Genomic DNA, 19,692 nt, shown 5'->3' with positions numbered 1-19,692 from the left:
TCATAATCTCTGCACCTCGATTGAACACCGATGAATGGATGGCCGTGCTGAACCGGCCTCGAGCTCCCCTCGCCGTGCCAGAGCGCGAATGCGGTCCGCGGTCCGGCAGGCGATCGCCTGGATCGTCAGCGACGGATTGGCGCCGCCGACCGTCGGGAACACCGAGCCGTCGCAGATCCACAGATTCGGAATGTCCCAGCTGCGACAATCCGCATCGACGACGCTGGAGCGGGCATCGCTGCCCATCCGCGCCGTTCCGTTGAGATGGCAGGTGTCGTCGTCCTGGATCCAGATATCGGTTGCATTCACCGCCTCCAGCGCGCGCCTCATGAACTTGAGGGAGTGATCGATCAGACGCTTGTCGTTGTCGCACCAGGAATAGGTGATGCGGGGAATGCGCAGCCCGTACTGATCGACCTCTTCGGACAGGGTCACCCGATTGGATTCCTGCGGCAGCATCTCGCCGACGATCTTGAGACCGACCACGTGATTATAGTCTTTCATGGCCTCGACCAGGCTGTTCCCCCACAGACCGCGCGCGTTGAACAGCGTGTTGGCCCAGAGCTGCGGTAACGGGCCCTGGCTCATGTAGGAATAGCCGCCGAAGAAATCCTTGCCCCTGTCTTCGTAGTTCCAGTGCTCGGTGATGGCGAGCGAGGGCGGCCCCTTGTAGGAACGAACTTCCTGCTCCAGCCGTCCCCACACCGCCTGATTGGACTGCGTCATCAGGTTCTTTCCGACCAGACCCGAGCTGTTGGCAAGGCCGTTGGGAAAGCGAGCCGTCGCGGAGTTGAGCAGAAGCCGTGGCGTCTCGATCGCGTAGCCTGCGACGACCACGTTGCGCGCACGCTGGAAACGCCACCTGCCGTCCCGATGATAATGAACGCCGGACACGAGGCCGGAGGACTCGACCTCGACGCGACCGACCATCGCAAGGTCGCGGATTTCCGCACCCGCGGCGATCGCGCGCGGAATCCATGTGACCAGCGCGCTCTGCTTGGCATTGGTCGAACAGCCCGTGACGCAGAAACCGCGATAGACGCAGGGACGGGCAAGTCCGCGCGGCGCCGACAGCGTCGCGAGCGGCGTCTCGGTCCATTTGATTCCCAGCGCCTCGCAGCCTTTCGCCAACGCCCGCGCCGCGCCGTTCAACGGGTGCGCACGATACGGATATCGCGGGCGCGGCGGGCCCCAGGGATAGGTCACGGGACCCGCTATTTTCAGGGCCTGCTCGATCTCGGCGTAGTAGCTCCACATCTCGTGCCAATCGAGCGGCCAGTCGGCGCCATAGCCGAGCATGCTGCGTGACTTGAACCATTCGGGCCGAAAGCGCAGCGAGACCATCGCGAAGTGCACCGTCGAGCCGCCCACAGCTTTGCCACTGTTGTTGCTGCCGAGCTGGAGCGGATTGTCGCCGTCGACGATGCGGTCATCGGTCCAATAGAGTTTGGTCTGCTCGGATTCGTCGGACGCAAAATCCTCCAATGGCCTGAAATAGGGACCCGCGTCGAACGCGACGACGGAGAAGCCGTATTCGGCGAGCTTGCAGGCGAGCGTGCCGCCGCCCGCCCCCGTTCCGACGATGGCGAAATCGACCGGCTCGCTCTCGCGATATTGCCGCATCGGGACCCAGCCGCCCGGACGGAAGACGTCCGGTGCCCGACCATCGCACGCCCGCGGCGCATGGAGGGGATCATCGGACACCGCGGTTGCTCCGGCGTGCAGTTGCATCATTGCCGTCCTTTGCCTCGGCAGCTTCCCAGGGATCGCGCTCGTCGAGATCGAGGCGCACATAGCCCCGTGGGCTTGCAGGGCCGCCCCAGCCGATCTCGCTCCAGGCGGTCGGGTGAGCGTAATAGGCAAGCACGATGTCGCGCCCCAGGCGATGTTTGAAGAATACCTCGCAGCGCAAGCCGCCCCATTCCGCCGCTTTCAATTCACCGGATTGGGCGGCGCGCAGCAGCTTGTCCTGCAACGCCTCCGGCAACTCGGCAAAGCGCTTGTCGTACGCTGCGGCGGACTCGGCGTTCAGCGCCTTCAGGCCGCGACGCCACGCCTCACCGTCTCTGGGCACACCGGGCCTGCGAAACCCGTCCATGATCTGCTCGGCCAGCTTGCGATCGACCAGTGCGGCGATCGGCACCGGCGGACGAACTGCCGGCTGGGGGACGATGCGGTCCGCGATCGCCACGACGGTCTCGTATTCGTCACGCGTAAAGAAGCGCGGCTCGGGCGCAATCGACAGCCGCCGTGTGATGACGTCGCGCGTCTTGTCGTTCCAGGATGGTCCCGACCATTTGGCAAGAACGTCATATCCGGGATAGCGGTCGCGGCGTTCATGCATCGGGATGCGCCTTCATGAGACCAAGGGCCGCCAGACCCGCAAGCGCGAGGCCGGCGAAGCTCGGCGGCGCGGGAAGCGGCGGTCCGTTCAAGATGTTCTGGCTCCAGTTGCGCCAGCCCCCCATGTTTCGCGACACGCCGTAGGCATGGAAGCCGACACCGGCGAAGCCCATGCCGGTCAGCAGCCGCATCCACCAGCGGGTGAACCGATGCGTCCTGCCCGGTCCGCCGCCGGCCGCGGACATCAGCAGCGCCGCGCCAATCGGCGGCAGCGTGACCGGCAGAAGCATGAATGGGTTGTGGTAGGCGCCCCGGAAATGCAGCAGGCCGGCCTCGCCGGTGGTGCCGAGCAGGCCCGCACCGGTGACTGCGGCGATCGCGCGTCCTGCCGGTAGCCTGAAAATGCGCGGGCGCGTTCGATGTGCTTCACGCACGCGTTCCGAACAGAAGCCGAGCAGGCCGGACAACAGGATCGCCATGGGGGCGCCGATCGGCGCGCCATAAAACACATTCTGCCAGCTGAAGCCGCCCACGCGCTTGCCGACGTTGTAGAGATGGAATCCCGAGCCGACCAGTCCGGTCGCGGCCGCAAGCAGGTAGGTCGCATCGCGCGCCTTGTGCGCCAGCGGACGCATGTCGGCGGTGCCGTGCAGGCTCGTTGCCAGCGTGAGCGCCGAAACCAGGAGCGGCGTGTACATGGCCTTGTTCTTGAACGAGCCACGGTAGTGCTCGACGCTGGAATCGGCCAGCACCGAGGCCGCAAGCGTTCCCGCGGCCCGGTTGAGCCTTCGCGCGGCTTTCACCGTTTCCGGGTTGCTGGAGCGATTGCGCCCCGGCGCGGCGAGGCGCCATCGCGGGGGGCGCACGCGTGCCGAACTGCTCGACAGCAGTGAAGCCAGTGCCAGGCCCGATGCAGCGATCCCGGCCATTGCAATCAGATCGCGTTCGGCGGGCCGGTTCATGCGGCCTCCGACACAGCATAGGCGGCGGCATCGGTCCGCCTGAAGACCAACCCATGTCCCGGCGCCGTCAGATCGGGCGCAATCCGGCCCTCGCGCGGCCGCGGCGCGCCGTCAAAGAACATGTGCTCGATGCGGACATGATCGTGAAACCATTCGAGATGGCGCATGCGGGGTGCCGCGCAGGCGACTGCCAGATGCAGTGCCGGCGCACAATGACCGGAGAGATCGACGTGAAAGGCCTCGCATAGTGCCGCGATTTCCAGAAAGCCGGTGTAGCCGCCGCACCGCGTCGCGTCGGCCTGCTGCACATCGGTGGCGCAGCTCTCGAGCATGCCGTGCACGTAATCGAGCGTGTAAGCGTATTCACCCGCGGCCACGTCCATCCCGAGGGGTGCATGCTGCCTCACCATGGCAAGTCCAGGCAGGTCGTCGGACGACACGGGCTCTTCAAACCACCTGACGTCCTGCTCGGCGAAGTCGTGCGCGAGTCGGATCGCTTGCCTTGGATTGTAGGCGCCGTTGGCATCGACGAACAGGGCTGCACCGCCGATCGCGCGCTTGGCCACCGCGACGCGATGCGGGTCTCGGTCGGGCTCGGAGCCGACCTTCATCTTGACGTAGGCGCAGCCCTCCCTCGCAACCCAGCCGCCAAGCTGTTCTTCCAGTTCGGCATCGGAATAGGTCGTAAACCCGCCGCTGCCATAGATTGGAATGGAGGTACGCCGCACACCGAGAAGGACGACGAGCGGCAGGTCGAGCAGACGCGCCTTGAGGTCATACAGGGCTGCATCGACGGCGGAAATGGCCGTCGCCGCGAGGCCCTCACGTCCGAGATTGCGGACCGCCCGCTGCATGGCCTCGAAACAGGCCTGGGGCGCCATGGCGTCCCTGCCCGTGATCACAGCGGCCAGCTTATCCCGGATCAGCCCGACGAGGCAGGCGCTCGCATAGGTGTATCCCAGCCCGACCCGACCGCCACCCTCGACCTCGACGAGCACCATCGTCGTCGAATTCCAGGCGATGGTGCCGTCTGCCTCGGGACGATCGGTCGGCACGGTGTATGCCTTCGCTCGCACGCTCCGGATCGGGACCTCGCACTGCATCAGTCTTTCCCGGGTAGAACGCTCGTCAACAGCTCCTTCGCGCTGTTCTTCAACACGCTTCCGAGCTCGGGCTCGCTGGGGATCATGCTGACGAAGTTCTTGGCGTCCTTCAGCGTGATGTGCGGCGGCAGCGGCGGCACGTTGGGATCCGTATAGGCCTCGAGGATCACCGGGCGGTCCGCCGCGAGCGCCTCGTCCCATGCCGCGCCGACCCGGTCGGGATTGTCGACGAAGATACCTTTCAGTCCGAGCAGCTCGGCATAACGGTGATAAGGGAAATCAGGAATGCTTTGGGTCGACTCGGTCTTGCCCGCGCCGAGCTGGATGCGCTCCTCCCATGTCACCTGATTGAGATCGCGATTGTTGAGCACCAGCACGATCAGCCGCGGATTCGACCACCGCGTCCAATACTTGGAAATGGTGATCATGACGTTGAGCCCGTTCATCTGCATCGCACCGTCGCCCATGCAGGCGATCACGGTGCGATCGGGATAGGCCATCTTTCCCGCCAGCGCGTAAGGCGTGCCGGCGCCGAGCGAGGCAAGCCCACCGGACAGCGACGCCTTCATGCCGCGCCTCATTTTGAGGTCCCGCGCATACCAGTTCGCCACCGAGCCGGAATCGGCGGTGATGATGGCGTTGTCAGGCAGCCGCGGCGACAACTCCCAGAACACCCGCTGCGGATTGAGCGGTTTCGCGGAATTCATCGCCCGCTCCTTCAGCGTGTCCCACCAATCGGCCATGCCCTTCTCGATGTCACGCCGCCAGGATGACTCCTTCTTTTGCGTGAGCAGCGGCAACAGCGCGCGCAACGTGGTTGCACTGTCGCCGACCATGTTCACTTCCATCGGATAGCGCAGGCTGAGGCGGCTGCCGTCGATGTCGATCTGCACGCCGCGCGCCGCCCCCGGCTTTGGCAGGAACTCGCTGTACGGAAAAGCGGAGCCCACCATCAGGAACGTGTCGCAGTTCTTCATCAGGTCCCAGCTCGGCCGCGTTCCCAGCAGGCCGATCGAGCCGGTGACGAACGGCAGGTCGTCAGGCACGGCCGCTTTGCCGAGCAGCGCCTTGGCCACCCCGGCCTGGAGGCGCTGAGCCACTCCGATCACCTCGTCGGTTGCATCGAGCGAGCCGGCGCCGACGAGCATGGCAACCTTGCTCCCTGCATTGAGGACATCGGCGGCGGCTCGAAGCGCGGCCTGGTCCGGCAGCTTCGCCGGTCCGGCATAGCCGATGCCGGTATGGGTGGCGCCGTGCGCCAGCGGCGGATCCTTGTAGTCCAGCTCCTGCAGATCGTTGGGCAGAATCACGCAGGTGACGGCACGCTTGGTGTGGGCGATGCGGACCGCCCGGTCGATCAGATGGCGGACCTGCTCGGGAACGCTCGCCATTGCGACATATTCGGTCACGCCCTGAAACAAGGTCTGGAGATCGACCTCCTGCTGATAGCTCGCCCCAATCGCGCTTCGTGCCTGCTGACCGACAAGAGCGACCACCGGAACGTGGTCCATCTTGGCGTCATAGAGCCCGTTGAGGAGGTGAATCGCGCCGGGACCCGAGGTGGCATAGCAAAGGCCGACTTCGCCGGTGAACTTGGCATGCGCCGAGGCCATGAAGGCTGCCATCTCCTCATGGCGAACCTGCACGTATTCCACCCTGTCTTTGGCCCTTTCCAGAGCGACATCGAGGCCGCCGACACCGTCACCGGGATAACCATAGACGCGCTTCAAACCCCATTCGGACAGGCGATGCCAAACATATTCGCTAACATTCATCGGAAACGTCCCGTGTGTCGTTCATGACGATGGGCGGCTGGACATGGAATCCAAACAGGACAGAACGCCGAACGTTGCAGGATTAATGAATGTTTAGGTCGAGCGGGCCCGATTGCCGGCCGAAGATGCGGACCAGCGAACCCCGCTCCCTGCGCGGCGCGACGGGATCGATTGGAAACCTGGGCGAAGCGGAACATCGTTTGCTTCACCCCACGCCTACCGCCGAAGCGTGCGAATGTTCCTATGAAGCGGATTGGAGAAAGGTCGAATTTGCGAGAAGCGCTCTGCAAACTTCACCGCGGTGCAAGCACCGCATGATCGACCGCCTGAGCAGCACTCGACGGCGCGGACGAACGAGACCAGCGCTCCCGAACTCCGATATGCTGCTAGCGGGAATCAGGGAAGCAGGGGCGCAATTTTCCAATGAGGCAGATCATCTTCTCAATGATCGCTGTTTTCTCGTTCGCATCTGCACATGCCGAGATAGTCAAGATACCTTGGCATGCCTCGGCGCAATCTTCTCCTTGGATTCCCGGCAACGACTACATCGACGGCTGGTCGAAGAATTTTATGGATGGCACCGTCGAGGAAAAGCGCAAGGTAAAGGCCGAGGGCGAGCTGCAGGCCGACATGATGCGCCCGCAAGGAGCCAAGGGTTCGATCCCGTTCGTGATCATGCTGCACGGCTGCGACGGGTTCGGCCGGGTCGAGAAGGCGTGGGGACGCGACTACGGCGGCAGATTGGTCGGAGCGGGCTATGGAGTCCTGCTGCTTGACAGCTTCGGCAGCCGGGGCTTGGGACCCGACGGTGTCTGCGCCGATCCCAGCCAGCTGACCTGGGCGCGGCGCAGAGCCGACGATGCGTATGCCGCTCTGGATTGGCTCATCGGGCAGAAGATCGCCGACCCCAAGCAGGTTTACGTCCTCGGCCGGAGCAACGGTGCGACCACGACCTTGATCATCATGAATCGTGCGATCGGCGATCTCCACGAGCACATGTTCGCGGGCGGCTTCGCGATGCAGCCATCCTGCTATTTGATGAAGAACATCGAGTTCTACGCGCCGGTTCACCTCTTCCTGGCAGAGAAGGACGAGGCCACCAGTCCCGTCCTCTGCGGCCAGATGGCCGAAAGCAAGCGTTCGATCCCCGTGACGTCGGTGCTGTGGAAGGGAGCCAACCACAGCTTCGAAGACCACGAGCCGATCCACGTCTTCCATGGCTACCACATCGGATACAATGCCGCGGCTGCGGAAGGCACCATCAAGGCGATCGTCAGTATCTTGAACGAGGCCGGGAAGGCGAAGAACTGAGCACACAGAAGTGTACGATCTGGCCGTGTCCACCTTGCCGTCGCGCCATCGACACGCCACGCAGCTGGATCCAAAATCGATACTTGCAAGCGTCTCGGTTCGGGATTGAAATCACGCCGCCGCAAGGCGAGTGAGTCATTTCAGATTGGAGATTGCCATGAAGTACATCTCAAGCTGGAAGTTGCCGCCGAACTTGATCGATTCCGCCATCGAAAAATTCTTGAAGACAGGGGGCGCGCCACCCGACGGCGTGAAGATGCTGGGCCGCTGGCACGGAATGAACGGGACAGGCTTTGCAATTTCGGAAAGCAATGACCCGAAGGCCATGTACCAATGGTATGCCCAATGGGCCAATGTGATGGAAATCACTGTTACCCCTTGCGTCGAAGATGCCGAAGCCGGTCCCATCCTGGCTGCCCTGGCAAAGCAGTGACGAGCTCGGAGCGAGCCGACATACAACCGGCCGCTCCGTTCAAGCCCGCGGCTTCGTAGCGACGCACGATGCGTGTCAGTTGAGCTGTCGGATTGGACAGTATCGCTTCCGCTTCGCGCAGGAGCGGCCTTCGCCCCATAGGCGACTCTGGCATTGAGCCGATTTGCTCCGGACGCTATCTTTCGATGACATCGGTCCGTTCGGGCTGATGGGCGGGTGGATTATCAGGCTTACGGACTGCCGCCTGCCATTTGGAAATTGGAATACTTTAGCCATAGGCCCCGCCTCCGGACGCATTTCAAAGTCGGCCGGGCGAATGTTCGTTGGACGTCATTTTCCCTCCGTTCTTCCCATTGACTCGGAGGCGGGTCTTTTCTGTCAAACACTTTAGAAAAAGCCATTCGTCATGTCTTTTTTCAGAAGCCGGGCCTGGTGCGCGGCAGGTGACGACCATTCAAGCGCAAGGCGAGTCTGCCGCAACATTTTGGTTGCCGCACTCTTGGTCGCCAGCGTCATCGCCTTCGCAAGCACCGCGTCCGCCCAATGCGCAGCCCGCGATGTCCTGCAGAACCAGCTAAAGCTCAAGACGCGCTCGGCTCCAGCATCCCAACAGCCCGTCATGTCCGCTCGCGACGTTGCGACATGGAAGACGATTACAATAGGCACGTTCACCGACTCTCTTGCGCTGCGCAACGAGCTCGATAGCAGGGGCTGCAGCGTCGGCGGTCAGGCCGCCGAAATCCTTGCTCGGCCGACGTTCACGATTAGCTCTCGCAAGACAAATGTGGAGCTCGTCGATCTATCCCCAGCCCAGCTCGGGTTCTCGTCCGACACCGTGACCTTGGCCGATGTTTACGCTCGCGCCCAGCAGCTCGGTTTTGAACTTGCCGCGGCCGAAGTCGGCCCGCAATTGCGTCTCCAATATTTCGACCAGCCTGTCGGCGAATTTCTCGTCATCGGCATGGAGCCGATCAAGACGTGGAGCGGCGAACCTATCATCCTGAATGTGGCAAATGGCGGCGCCGGATTGATCCTGATCGGCCAGGACGGTCGAGCCGAAGCGGATGTGTCCGTGACATCGCGTTTCATTTTCGTTCGATCCCATCAGCCGGCAGCTAGCCGCGAACCCATTGGATCAGTCGCAGCATTTCTGCCGCCGTGAACGAGCTCGAGCCTCAGAATGTCATCCGTTTGCGTGACAAGTGAGCCCACCCTGCACGCCCTGCCCTAAGGCCGACGGCGGACAGGTGGTGCCGGAGGCAAGTCCCGCTGCCAGATCGTCCCATTGTCAAACTGGATCAGAATTCCATCCGGTGAATAGACCGCACTTAGATTGAGCGCATCGACCCAAATCCGGTTAGCCGGCGAATACCAATCGGGCCAAGCCCGGGATGGCATGCCGGCTTCGGTCAACAGATTCAGTTCGGTCCCATTCTGGGTGACATAGGCCGGAAGGTCGCCCCGGCACATCTGAATACACTTGTAGACGCCCGTGAGGTTGATGGTCTGGGCCGAGGCCCCCGAGCCCATGATCGCTGCTGCCAAAGCAGCAACGAGCGAAAGACGGTTGATGATCATGATCTTGCCCCTGGACATACTCTATTGTTTCTTGTTTCTGTTTTTGCTGGCGCCTCTCAGTGGCGACGCCGATGCCAGCGTACTCGCCGTGTCGGTCATCTGAATGCAGGTGAGCAGATCGACGTAGCTTTGGATTCCGCCTGAGGTGGCTTCACCTTCGCAACCGTCGCGGACGGCAGGCTTCGTCGACGACCAGACCGTGGCTAGTTGTTGTTGCGCCGTGGTCTCATCCCGCATGCAATCGGCAAAGCTCTGCGCCAGCGCCAATCCCATGGCCTTGTCCGTCTCGGATGTTGCCTTGCAAAGAGCTTCGACCTTTAGCTCCGGGATGCGATCGGATACTTCTGTCAACGAAGAGCTCGCAAGCAGCGCAAGCGAAAATAGAGCGGTGTTCATGTCTGTCTCCGTTCCTAATACTGCCCCGGCTGCGCCGGCGGGCTCGGCCAGTCGGATTTGAGATTGTTCGGATCGGCACGATCGAAAAGGTCTTGCCGCAACACGCCCCCGCGCACAGGGGCAGCGGCCGGACGTGCCGGTCCGGTCATGCGTCCCTTGATGCCGATCGTCCGAACGTCCTTGCCAGCTGCAGCAGCAGGCGAGACGAGACTGATCTGCACAATCGCGAACAAGGTGAGGCAGCGAACAAGTCGCGTGGCTCGCCTCAGGTGCGGCGCTAGGGCCATTGCTCCCTCCATCAGTAGCAGGGGGGATAGGGATAGTATCCGCAGCGGGGCGCATAGGAGCCGTACGCGCCATAAGCTGCCGCTGCGCCCACGGTTGCAGCCGCTCCCGCATAGTAGGCGCCACGCCATGCGGTGCGGCGCCCAACGCCTGCGAAAGACATCGGAGTGAAGGGACGTCCGATAATGTCAATGAAGACCGACGCGGCCCCATCGGCCCCCTTGATGTCGCCTTCAAGAATATCGACGTCGAACGCCAGGTTTTCACCTTCGAGCTTGGGGTTCTTTAAAACAACCACCGCATCGCGCACTCCGTTGCCGTCCTTTTGAAACGCCGACACGGTCGCGTTCGGCGGATCCTTCTGAAAGTTGTCCGTACCGGATGCCCAGTCCTCGACGATGCGGCCGGTGAGGTCATGACCGGCGGCACGCACCGGTCGATCCGCGAAAACGATCGCATTCGGCGAGACTCCGACAAGCATGAGCTTACCGTTTTGCAGCGTCGCGCCTTTCGCATTGAGCACGAACAACGACGGCACAACTTCAGGCTTGACGGCGCCAATAGTCTTCTGCAGCGGCACGTGTGGCGGGGCTGCCGTTTGGGCGGTCGCAGTAACCGCCGTGGCGAGCGCAAGGACAGTCAGGACGAAGACGTGCGATGCAATGCGATACATTTCATATCTCCGGCATGGTCGATAAACGTCTTGTTGCAAGAAGGCCACGCGCCTCCAGAGCCGGCCTTGATTCAGGTCAACACCAGCCAGCGGCCGGAGATCGCCGCACTACACTCGTCTCGGCTATCTGATTGTTTTGAGGTGCCGCCTTGTTCGAACGGACTCTCAATAGCTTACGGACTTCCCCTGCCCCCGCGACAATGGCTCACACGTGTCACCACGGCGCGCGCCAGCTCAAAGATGTTGTTCAAGAGAATAGCTGCAGCAGCCATGGCCGCCGCTGTCTCTTCTTGGGCGAATGTCTACTTCCTTGTCGCTCCTCAGCAGGAAGTTGCCAGCGGCATCCATAGGGCCACATGTCCTGCAGGCATCCGGTCTCAGCGTCGGTCTTCTGCCGGCTGCTATCCTCCAAACGATCGCTCCCAGGAGCAGCCCCATGGTCCGCCGAGTGTTCTTGCCTAGCGACGAACAAAAATGTCGCAACGACGGCGAGGGCAAGGACCGCGGCAGCAACGGGATGATTCAATCTGTGAACGAGCATGATATCTCGCGCCGATCACACAAATGACCTTCAAGAAAGCTTGCCTGCTTTTCGTTTTCTCCGGTTGATCTGACTCAATGTTCAAAGGCTTACAGCAGACCCCACGAAGGCCTCCCAATCGCCAGACTGAGAGATGCACGCAAGCAGCGGCACGCGGGAGATCTATCCTGTGAACTCGTGCAAATGAAATATATTTCTTCCTTCGGCTGCGGTCGGTGGTATCATGGGAAAGTGCTTCAGCGAGGAGTGGCGCCATGCACCGTTATGTCGCTCGTGCCAATGTTGACCACTACATCGGGCTATTGAATGGAAGTGAGTTCACGCCTCACAACCGAAGCGCGATCATCAAGATGCTCGTTGCTGAGGAGGACCAACTCAGTCACGATTTGGAGCACCTTGAGTTTGCGGAGAGCCGAGCAGCAAACGGACGCGACCGGGTGAACCATGTCAGGAACTTGCGCGAGCGCTTTTCCTTCGGCACAGCAGAGCGCGAACAAGCAGACCGGCTCCTCGCAAACGTCGAGAACCTCCAAACCCTGCTGGAGGATTTTTGCCATCGCTTGCGCGAGAGGATCAACTCGCGCGGGATTTAGCAGCCCAAACTGCTGTCGGCCCGGCTTCAGCTAAAACCGCCCTACTTGGTAATCATCCGCTTCAGCGGCGACGTCGGCATCGGAGGAGCCGGAGAGACGACGAACGTCACCCAGGCATTCCAACCCTCGGGACGATTTTCGGCAGCGAATTCCTTGTAAGCTTTCAGGTTGAGGTAGCCTTGCATCTCGCCGACCGGGAAAATGAACCCGACCTGCGGACCTGCGGCCGCGACCTGCGACCGGAAGCAGCCGACGCGATCGCCAGATCCAGTGTCGCAACCGAGCTGCTTGTAGACATAGCCGACCAGACCGACCTGGACCTGCTTGCTGAGGAATTGCGAGGCACCCCAGTCGAAGTGCATGTCGACGCCGCTTTGGTACTGCGTGTCGGGGTTCTTGAAATTGTAGGTGAAGCCGAGGACGCCGGACAGTTCATGTCCGGTCTGCGGATTGAAATAGGTATAGCCGCCGCCCGCGTCGATCGCCCCATGTCCGATCCCGATATTGGCGAGCCGGGTCGACTGGTAAGTCCCGACCGGAATATCGCCCGTGATGTAAGTCATGTAGTTGTTGACGCCGGCATTCCAGCGCAGCGCGAATTGCGGGATCACGTCACCGAAGCCGGTGATGGAGTCGCTGATGGAATCAGCACGCGCGAAAGGAATCGATCCGCCACCCGGCAGAGCGAGTGTGCCCGTCACCGATCCATTGAGCGAAGTCGTGTTGGCTCCATAGATTCCGATCAGGCTGGCGGAAGCCTGACCGCCCAGAACGGGCGTTGCAAAGACGTAGGTCGCATTCAGCAGGCCAAGATCTACGTTCGCATTGACGTTTGCGCTCACCGTGGCCGTCAAATTCGCGGGGATGCGGCCGATTTGAATCTCGCGTGCACGTGCCACCTCGGCGCCGGCTGATACCGAGGTGTGATAGTAGATCGCTGCGGCGGTCCAGCCAGGTTGCTGCGGTGTGGCAGCAAGGCTGCCGAATGTACCCGGTATCCAGAAGCTGATGCCGGACTCGTCAGCCCGTGCATTCTGCGCCTCGCCGAATGTGCCGAGCAGCAGGATCAGCGCCGCCATGACGCTGGTGACTCTCACGCGTCGCGCACCGGACATCGTCTCTTGCTTCCCTGCGTGCAACATGATGCCCCCAAAAATTGTTCGATTGAAAAGCTGCATTTGCTTGGGTCGAGAACATTTCCGCAGGCTAGCATCGCAGCTTTGATTTGAATCAACCAGTCGTCCACCCATGAGGATTGTACGCTGCGACGCGCGCGGTGCCGTCCACCAAGCGTGACGTGCAAGGAAGCAATCGCACTCGTTTCAATCGGTTACCACCTCGCGTAGGCATGCCGCGCGATTTGGCGCGCCGCTGTGTTCCTCCCGCAACGTCGAGATTTTTTTAGAACGAGCAGCGGCGGCGCGGTGCCATTGCACCAAGATCGGCATCGCCAAAAGATCGCTGCCGAATTCCGATAGTCCTTGCTCGTCGTTCATTTCGTTCCAGCCTTTGACGTGGGTCAAGGCTCTGCCCGGCTCTCGAAACGAAGCTGACGCTTTCAAACCCGCATCATCGGGAGGGCTTCGTAATGCGCATTTTAAGAGCCATGGCTGCACTGCTCGCGGCAACGACGATTGCAGCGCCCACAATCGCCCAGCAAGCCGCACCGCCGCCGGGTTCGCCGGCCGCCACCATCACGATTCCCGGCAACCAGTTGCCTCCGCCACCGCAGAAGTTCGGCGGCAAGATCGAGCGCGACGCGCGGAACTCGACGCCATTTTGGCCATCTCGCGTGGTCCCGCCCAAGGGGGCACCGAATGTTCTGCTCATCATCACGGATGACGCCGGCTACGGGGTGCCGAGCACGTTCGGCGGCGTAATTCCGACTCCGGCGCTCGATCGCATCGCACAGAATGGCTTGCGCTACACCAACTTCCACTCGACCGCACTATGTTCGCCGACGCGCGCGGCGCTGATCACCGGACGCAATCATCACTCCGTCGGTTACGGCGTGATCGCCGAGCAGGCCACCGGCTATCCGGGCTACGACAGTATCATCACCAAGGACAAGGCCACGATCGGTCGCATCCTGACCGACAACGGCTATCACACCGCCTGGTTCGGCAAGAACCACAACACGCCCGAGTATCAGGCGAGCCAGGCCGGTCCGTTCGACCAATGGCCGACCGGCATGGGGTTTGAGTACTTCTACGGCTTCATGGGCGGCGACACCAATCAATGGGAGCCCGGCAACCTCGTCCGCAACACCACGCCGATCCATCCCTATGTCGGTAAGCCCGGCTGGAATCTGATGACCGCCATGGCAGACGAGGCGATCGACTACGTCAACCGCATGAACGCGCTGTCGCCGGATGCGCCATTCTTCATCAAATTTGCGCCCGGTGCGACGCATGCCCCGCACCATCCGACACCGGAGTGGGTGAAGAAGATTAGCGACATGCACCTGTTCGACCAAGGCTGGAACAAGCTGCGGGACACCATCTTCGAGAATCAGAAGAAGCTCGGCGTCATCCCACAGAATGCGAAGATGACGCCGTGGCCCAAGGACTTGATCAAGGAATGGGACCAGCTTTCGGCTGATGAGAAGAAGCTGTTCATCCGCCAGGCGGACGTGTTTGCCGCCTTCGTCGCCTATGCTGACAGCGAGATCGGCCGGGTGATCCAGTCGATCGACGACCTCGGCAAGCTCGACAACACGTTGATCATCTATATCGAGGGTGACAACGGCACCAGCGCCGAAGGGCAACCGAACGGCACGCCTAACGAAGTGGCGATGTTCAATCAGGTCAATCCCGGCGTCGAGGATCAGCTCAAGTATTTCTACGACGTCTGGGGCACCGATCGCACCTACAACCACATGTCGATCGGCTGGGCCTGGGCCTTCGACACGCCGTTCTCCTGGACCAAGCAGATCGTGTCGCATTTCGGCGGCACGCGCCAGGGCATGGCGGTCTCTTGGCCGGCCGTGATCAAGGACAAGGGCAGCATCCGAACGCAGTTCCATCACGTCATCGACGTCGTGCCGACTATTCTCGAGGCGGCGCAGATCAAGCAGCCGGACATCGTGGACGGCATCAAGCAGAGCCCGATCGAGGGCGTCAGCATGATGTATACGTTTGACGCGAAGAACGCGAACGCTCCGTCGACGCATAAGACGCAGTATTTCGAGATGTTCGCCGACCGTGCGATCTACAATGACGGCTGGATCGCTTCTACTAAGGTGCTACGGCCGCCGTGGGTTTCAGTGGCCAAGCTACCGGGTCCGTTCGACTACCCCTGGGAGCTTTTTGACCTTCGTAACGACTGGACCCAGGCCGAGGACGTCGCCGCCAAGTATCCCGACAAGCTGAAGGAGATGCAGGCTCTGTTCATGAAGGAGGCCGAGAAATATCAGGTGCTGCCGCTGGATTCGTCGGTGGTCACGCGCATGATCACGCCGCGTCCCAGCCTGAGCGCCGGCCGCACCTCGTTCACGTGGACGCGGCCGCTGACCGGCACACCGAACGGCGACGCGCCGAGCCTGCTCAATACCTCCTACAACTTCAAGGTCGATGTCGATATTCCCCAAGGTGGCGCCGAGGGCATGCTGATCACCCAAGGCGGCCGCTTTGGCGGCTACGGCTTCTACGTCCTGAAGAACAAGCCCGTCTTTCTCTGGAATCTGGTCGATCTGAAGCGCGTGCGCTGGGAGGGCCCCGAACTCACGCCTGGCAAACACGTGATCGAGTTTGACTTCAAATACGACGGGCTCGGCGCAGGGACGATCGCCTTCGGCGAATTCAGCGGCGTCGGTGCCGGAGGGACTGGCGTCCTGAAGGTTGACGACAATGTGGCGGCAACGGAGAAGTTGGAGCATACGCTGCCGATCGCGCTTCAATGGGATGAGAGTCTGGACATCGGCTCGGACACCGGCACGCCGGTCGACGACAATGACTACAGTACGCCGTTCAGCTTCACCGGCAAGCTCAACAGAATCACGCTGAACATCGACCGGCCGAAACTGAGCCCGGAGGACATCAAGCGGCTGCAGGAGGCCACCCGTGCGGCCGGTGATGGTCCGTCGGCCGAGGCCGGAAATGCGGCTTCGGACGAACCACAAGTCGGCACTGTCGGCTTGAGCCTCGTCGACAAGATCCGGTTGCGAATCGACAAGCGCGAGGGCTGCCGCAAGCAGGCCGAGGCAAAGGATCTCGGCGTCGTGGACCGGATCAAGTTCATCCGGGAATGCGTCCAGCAATAGTCCCGACGCAGGCTCGCCGGGAAGCCAATCGGCTTTCCGGCGGTCGCATACATGATGTCGCGATCGGAGAACCCTCATGAAGTACGTTGTATCCATTCTCTTTTCGGTGCTTGCACCGATTGCCGCTCTGGCTTCCGGCAGCGCTTTTGCGCAGGATGCGGCAGAGACGGTGCAAGCAGTGCTCGCCGCACAGATCCGCTCGCAGGGGTTTGTGTGCGACAAGGCGCTCGGTGCAACGCAAGACACGAAGCGCTCCAGGCCGGACCATGCGGTTTGGGTGCTCAAATGCAGCAATGCAAACTACCGGGTGAGCCGCGCGCCAGACATGGCCGCCAAGATTGAACCACTGCGGTGAGGATGCGCGACGACTCCAATTGGCGGTGACATGCAGAGCGCCACGGATCTGATTCCCATCACACCCTCGATCGACCAACTTAGCCGCATCATAGCCAATGTTGCCGCGCCCGCATTCCTGCTCGGCGCGGTCGCCGCTTTCATCTCCGTCTTGATCTCCAGGATCAACCGAGTGATTGACCGATCCCAATTCGTTCATGGCATTCCCGCAAACGACTCGGCAAGGGCATTCCTGAAATCCGATCTACCGCGACTCCGGACAAGGGCGAGGCTTCTCAACAGATCGTTGTTCTGTTCCGTGGTTGCGGCGATCCTGACCGCCCTCATTATTATCGTTGCATTCGTCAGCGCACTCCTGCAGGTCGCACACGAATACGGCGTGGCGATCCTGTTCATGGCGGCCATGCTGATGTTCAGCGCCGCCCTCGTCGATCTGGCGCGCGAAACCAGAATCGCGCTTCACGACAACGACCTTCACGTATAAGCCTAGCGGCGGAGCGGCTGAACCGGTGAGCGGATGTCAAGAGGCTCGCGAAAGAACAGCAAGCGTAACAAGGTCCATGAGGCGCGAGCGACCGAAGTGGTGCAGTCCGCGCCACCGTCACGACCCGCCTCAAATAGCGTCATGGCGCGCCTGGCCATCGGCGCGGCTGTGTTTGTTGCCGCGATCGCAATTGGGCTCCTCTGGTTCGAGGCGACAAAAGACCCGGTGCGACCCACCATGCCCGTCGACTTGGGCTTCGTCGGGAGCGAATCCTGCGCCGGCTGCCATCAAGCCGAGACGAGGATGTGGCAAACGTCGCAGCATCGCCATGCAATGGATCATGCCACCGAGCAGTCCGTGCGCGGCGATTTCAATGATGCGACGTTCGACTATGCCGGTACGCGTTCGCGCTTCTTCCGAAGAGACAACAAATACCTGGTCGAGACCGACGGACCCGACGGCAAGCTTGCCGTTTTCGAGGTCAAATACACGTTTGGCGTCGAGCCGCTGCAGCAATACCTGATCGAATTTCCGGACGGACGTGTTCAAGCACTCTCAATGGCGTGGGACACGCGACCAAAAGACCGGGGCGGCCAGCGCTGGTTCCACCTTTATCCCGATGCAGTCATCACTAACAGCGATCCTTTGCACTGGACCAAGCTGAATCAAAACTGGAATTTCATGTGCGCCGAGTGTCATTCGACCGGCGTGTACAAGAACTACGATGCCATCAACAACCACTTCGCGACGACCTTTGCGGAGATCAGCGTCGGCTGCGAGGGGTGTCACGGACAAGGTTCGCGCCATCTTGCCTGGGCACATCGGAAGCCCTCCTCGCGCGGTCCCGACAATGGTTTGCTCGTCAGATTCGATGAACGATCGGGCATCACGTGGTCAAGCGAGGCCGGCACGTTGATGCCGAAGCGCAGCGCGCCTCCCGCAAGCCTGCGCAAGGAGGTCGAGACCTGCGGGCGCTGCCATGCCCGCCGCGGCCAGCTTTCGGAAGACTGGACGCCGGGACGGCCGCTCTCGGAGACCCATCGCGTGTCCCTGCTCGATCGACAGCTCTTTCATGCCGATGGCCAGATGCGGGACGACGAAGAGATTTACAACTACGCTCCGTTCAAGCAGAGCAAGATGTTCGCGATGGGCGTGACCTGCAGCGACTGTCACGATCCGCACAGCGCCAACCTGAAGGCGCCCGGCGACGGCGTCTGCGCGCAGTGCCATACGCCCGCCAAGTATGAAGCCGATGCGCACCGCCACCACGCGGGTGTACCCCCACCACCGGCCTGTGTATCCTGCCACATGCCCGAACGCCGCTACATGGTGGTCGACCGGCGTCACGACCATGGTTTCCGCATCCCTCGTCCCGATCTCTCCGTGGAAACAGGCGCACCGAATGCATGCAACGACTGCCATCGCGACAAGCCCGCAGCTTGGGCGGCCCGCCAGGTCGAGACGTGGTTCGGACCGGAGCGGCATGGCTATCAGACCTATGCCCGTGCTTTTCATGCCGCCTGGAACGAGGCCGTCGACACGCAAACCCTGTTGGCCGCCGTCGCCGCGTCAGGCGATATCCCCGGCCTCGTCCGCGCCAGTGCGCTCGCTGAATTGCCCGCTCCCGATCTCAATCTGATCCGCCGCGCGCTCTCAGATCCCGATCCGCTCGTCAGGCTGGGAGCGCTCGACGGACTGGAAGGGGTACCAACCGAACAACTCTGGGCGCTTGCCTCCTCACAATTGAGCGATCCGCTACGAGGTGTCCGAATTCGCGCCGCCGAGCTTCTTGCGGCCGTACCCTTATCTCAACGGGGTGCCGTCGATCGCGACAGGTTCGAGCAGGCCGCCGCCGAATTCGTGGCGGTGCAGCAGCTGAACGCCGATCGGCCCGACGCGCATACCGCACTCGGCAGCTTCCTTGCGCGACAGGCCAATGCCACCGCGGCGGAGGCCGAATACCGGGCGGCCCTCCAGCTTGCCCCCTCGTTTGCGGCGGCCGCCATCAATCTGTCCGATCTATATCGGCAGTTCGGACGCGACAGCGATGGCGAGCGGGTCTTGCGGGAGGCTCTTGCCGGAGCAGCGAACGACGCTTCGCTTCATTACGCGCTCGGCCTGACCCTCGTTCGCGAGAAACGCAATGAGGCGGCACTCCAGGAATTCGGCCAGGCGGCCTCCCTCGACCCCAGTCAGGCGCGCTACGCATACGTATATGCCATCGGACTGCATTCGGCCGGCCAACGCGACGAAGCACTTGCGGTTCTGAGGAACAGCTTGGAAATGCATCCTAATGACCGAGACGCGCTTTCTGCAGCCATCACCCTGAGTCGGGACAAGGGAGATGCCGCAGCCGCGTTGGGCTATGCCGAACGACTTTCGCGCTTGATGCCCGGCAATCGCGAAATCGATGCCCTGATAAAGCAGCTCCGGCAGTAGCGGCGATTAGGGGCTCATGAAGTGGCACGACCCGATCCCCACCACAGTGCCATCATGCTCCTGTTTTGCCCGACGAGTCAAATTCTCTTCGTAAAATCCGCAACGACGGCATCAGAGCCCTTGCCGCCTTGAATTTCAACCACTTGGCTACTGTGCATGGG

Annotated in this window: 19 protein-coding genes; 8 read left to right on the top strand and 11 right to left on the bottom strand. The window is 61.8% G+C overall.

Annotated features, from left to right (window positions below):
- Genes XH88_RS04625 through XH88_RS04605 form a run of 5 tightly spaced genes read right to left on the bottom strand, consistent with a single transcriptional unit; the run spans position 1 to position 6,183 of the window.
- Positions 1-1,704: a GMC family oxidoreductase gene (locus XH88_RS04625; protein WP_271614215.1), complete on the bottom strand. Its 1,704-nt coding sequence runs from the start codon at positions 1,702-1,704 to the stop codon at positions 1-3.
- Entirely contained in the window at positions 1,694-2,344 is a 651-nt protein-coding gene (locus tag XH88_RS04620; protein WP_271614214.1) for a gluconate 2-dehydrogenase subunit 3 family protein, read from the bottom strand. Before XH88_RS04620 ends, XH88_RS04625 begins: the two co-directional genes overlap by 11 nt.
- Complete coding sequence (locus tag XH88_RS04615; protein ID WP_271614213.1) at positions 2,337-3,305, bottom strand: hypothetical protein; 969 nt, start codon at positions 3,303-3,305, stop codon at positions 2,337-2,339. The genes XH88_RS04620 and XH88_RS04615 overlap by 8 nt, the downstream gene beginning before the upstream one ends.
- Entirely contained in the window at positions 3,302-4,408 is a 1,107-nt protein-coding gene (locus XH88_RS04610; protein ID WP_271614212.1) for an enolase C-terminal domain-like protein, read from the bottom strand. Before XH88_RS04610 ends, XH88_RS04615 begins: the two co-directional genes overlap by 4 nt.
- Positions 4,408-6,183, bottom strand: a complete 1,776-nt coding sequence (locus XH88_RS04605; RefSeq protein WP_271614211.1) for a thiamine pyrophosphate-requiring protein — start codon at positions 6,181-6,183, stop codon at positions 4,408-4,410. Before XH88_RS04605 ends, XH88_RS04610 begins: the two co-directional genes overlap by 1 nt.
- 570 nt (positions 6,184-6,753) lie before the next feature.
- Between XH88_RS04605 and XH88_RS04600 the strand changes: the two genes are divergently transcribed.
- The 3 genes from XH88_RS04600 to XH88_RS04590 all read left to right on the top strand — a co-directional run bounded on the left by XH88_RS04600 (position 6,754) and on the right by XH88_RS04590 (position 9,089).
- Positions 6,754-7,494 carry a dienelactone hydrolase family protein gene (locus XH88_RS04600; RefSeq protein WP_271614210.1) on the top strand — a complete coding sequence of 247 codons (741 nt, stop codon included), beginning with the start codon at positions 6,754-6,756 and terminating at the stop codon, positions 7,492-7,494.
- A gap of 157 nt (positions 7,495-7,651) precedes the next feature.
- Positions 7,652-7,927 (top strand): DUF3303 domain-containing protein, encoded by a 276-nt coding sequence (locus XH88_RS04595; protein WP_035704313.1) that lies wholly within the window; start codon positions 7,652-7,654, stop codon positions 7,925-7,927.
- Between the two features lie 619 nt (positions 7,928-8,546).
- Positions 8,547-9,089, top strand: coding sequence for a hypothetical protein (locus tag XH88_RS04590; RefSeq protein WP_333909229.1), 543 nt, complete (start codon positions 8,547-8,549; stop codon positions 9,087-9,089).
- Positions 9,090-9,154: 65 nt separating this feature from the next.
- On the opposite strand, the gene XH88_RS04585 is transcribed toward XH88_RS04590, so the two are convergent.
- From XH88_RS04585 to XH88_RS04570, 4 genes are read right to left on the bottom strand one after another with little or no spacing between them, the layout of a single operon-like run.
- Positions 9,155-9,505 (bottom strand): hypothetical protein, encoded by a 351-nt coding sequence (locus XH88_RS04585; RefSeq protein ID WP_271614208.1) that lies wholly within the window; start codon positions 9,503-9,505, stop codon positions 9,155-9,157.
- A 21-nt stretch (positions 9,506-9,526) separates the two neighbouring features.
- Positions 9,527-9,901, bottom strand: coding sequence for a hypothetical protein (locus XH88_RS04580; RefSeq protein ID WP_271614207.1), 375 nt, complete (start codon positions 9,899-9,901; stop codon positions 9,527-9,529).
- Positions 9,902-9,915: 14 nt separating this feature from the next.
- The gene (locus tag XH88_RS04575; protein WP_271614206.1) at positions 9,916-10,188 is read right to left on the bottom strand and encodes a hypothetical protein; all 273 of its coding nucleotides are present in this window, start codon (positions 10,186-10,188) and stop codon (positions 9,916-9,918) included.
- A gap of 11 nt (positions 10,189-10,199) precedes the next feature.
- Positions 10,200-10,859 (bottom strand): hypothetical protein, encoded by a 660-nt coding sequence (locus XH88_RS04570; protein ID WP_271614205.1) that lies wholly within the window; start codon positions 10,857-10,859, stop codon positions 10,200-10,202.
- A 795-nt stretch (positions 10,860-11,654) separates the two neighbouring features.
- On the opposite strand from XH88_RS04570, the gene XH88_RS04565 reads away from it, so the two are divergent.
- The gene (locus XH88_RS04565; protein WP_271614204.1) at positions 11,655-11,993 is read left to right on the top strand and encodes a hypothetical protein; all 339 of its coding nucleotides are present in this window, start codon (positions 11,655-11,657) and stop codon (positions 11,991-11,993) included.
- A 41-nt stretch (positions 11,994-12,034) separates the two neighbouring features.
- On the opposite strand, the gene XH88_RS04560 is transcribed toward XH88_RS04565, so the two are convergent.
- Together XH88_RS04560 and XH88_RS04555 are read right to left on the bottom strand one after the other, a co-directional pair.
- A complete protein-coding gene (locus XH88_RS04560; protein WP_271614365.1) occupies positions 12,035-13,072 on the bottom strand; it encodes a SphA family protein in 1,038 nt (345 codons plus the stop codon).
- Positions 13,073-13,315: 243 nt separating this feature from the next.
- On the bottom strand, positions 13,316-13,516 hold the full coding sequence (locus XH88_RS04555; RefSeq protein WP_271614203.1) for a hypothetical protein: 201 nt from the start codon (positions 13,514-13,516) through the stop codon (positions 13,316-13,318).
- Between the two features lie 65 nt (positions 13,517-13,581).
- Here XH88_RS04555 and XH88_RS04550 point away from each other — a divergent pair, with 65 nt between their 5' ends.
- The 4 genes from XH88_RS04550 (at position 13,582) to XH88_RS04535 (ending at position 19,531) form a co-directional block, all read left to right on the top strand.
- Positions 13,582-16,254 (top strand): arylsulfatase, encoded by a 2,673-nt coding sequence (locus XH88_RS04550; RefSeq protein WP_271614202.1) that lies wholly within the window; start codon positions 13,582-13,584, stop codon positions 16,252-16,254.
- Positions 16,255-16,330: 76 nt separating this feature from the next.
- Positions 16,331-16,609 carry a hypothetical protein gene (locus XH88_RS04545; protein ID WP_271614201.1) on the top strand — a complete coding sequence of 93 codons (279 nt, stop codon included), beginning with the start codon at positions 16,331-16,333 and terminating at the stop codon, positions 16,607-16,609.
- A 30-nt stretch (positions 16,610-16,639) separates the two neighbouring features.
- Entirely contained in the window at positions 16,640-17,092 is a 453-nt protein-coding gene (locus tag XH88_RS04540) for a DUF2721 domain-containing protein (protein WP_271614200.1), read from the top strand.
- Positions 17,093-17,125: 33 nt separating this feature from the next.
- Positions 17,126-19,531 (top strand): tetratricopeptide repeat protein, encoded by a 2,406-nt coding sequence (locus XH88_RS04535; RefSeq protein WP_271614199.1) that lies wholly within the window; start codon positions 17,126-17,128, stop codon positions 19,529-19,531.
- The last annotated feature ends 161 nt before the right edge of the window (positions 19,532-19,692 follow it).

This window comes from Bradyrhizobium sp. CCBAU 51627 (genome assembly GCF_028128765.1).
Taxonomy (GTDB): Bacteria; Pseudomonadota; Alphaproteobacteria; order Rhizobiales; family Xanthobacteraceae; genus Bradyrhizobium.
The sequence above is the reverse complement of the archived record's forward strand: the minus strand, read 5'-3'. Positions and strand labels throughout refer to the sequence as shown.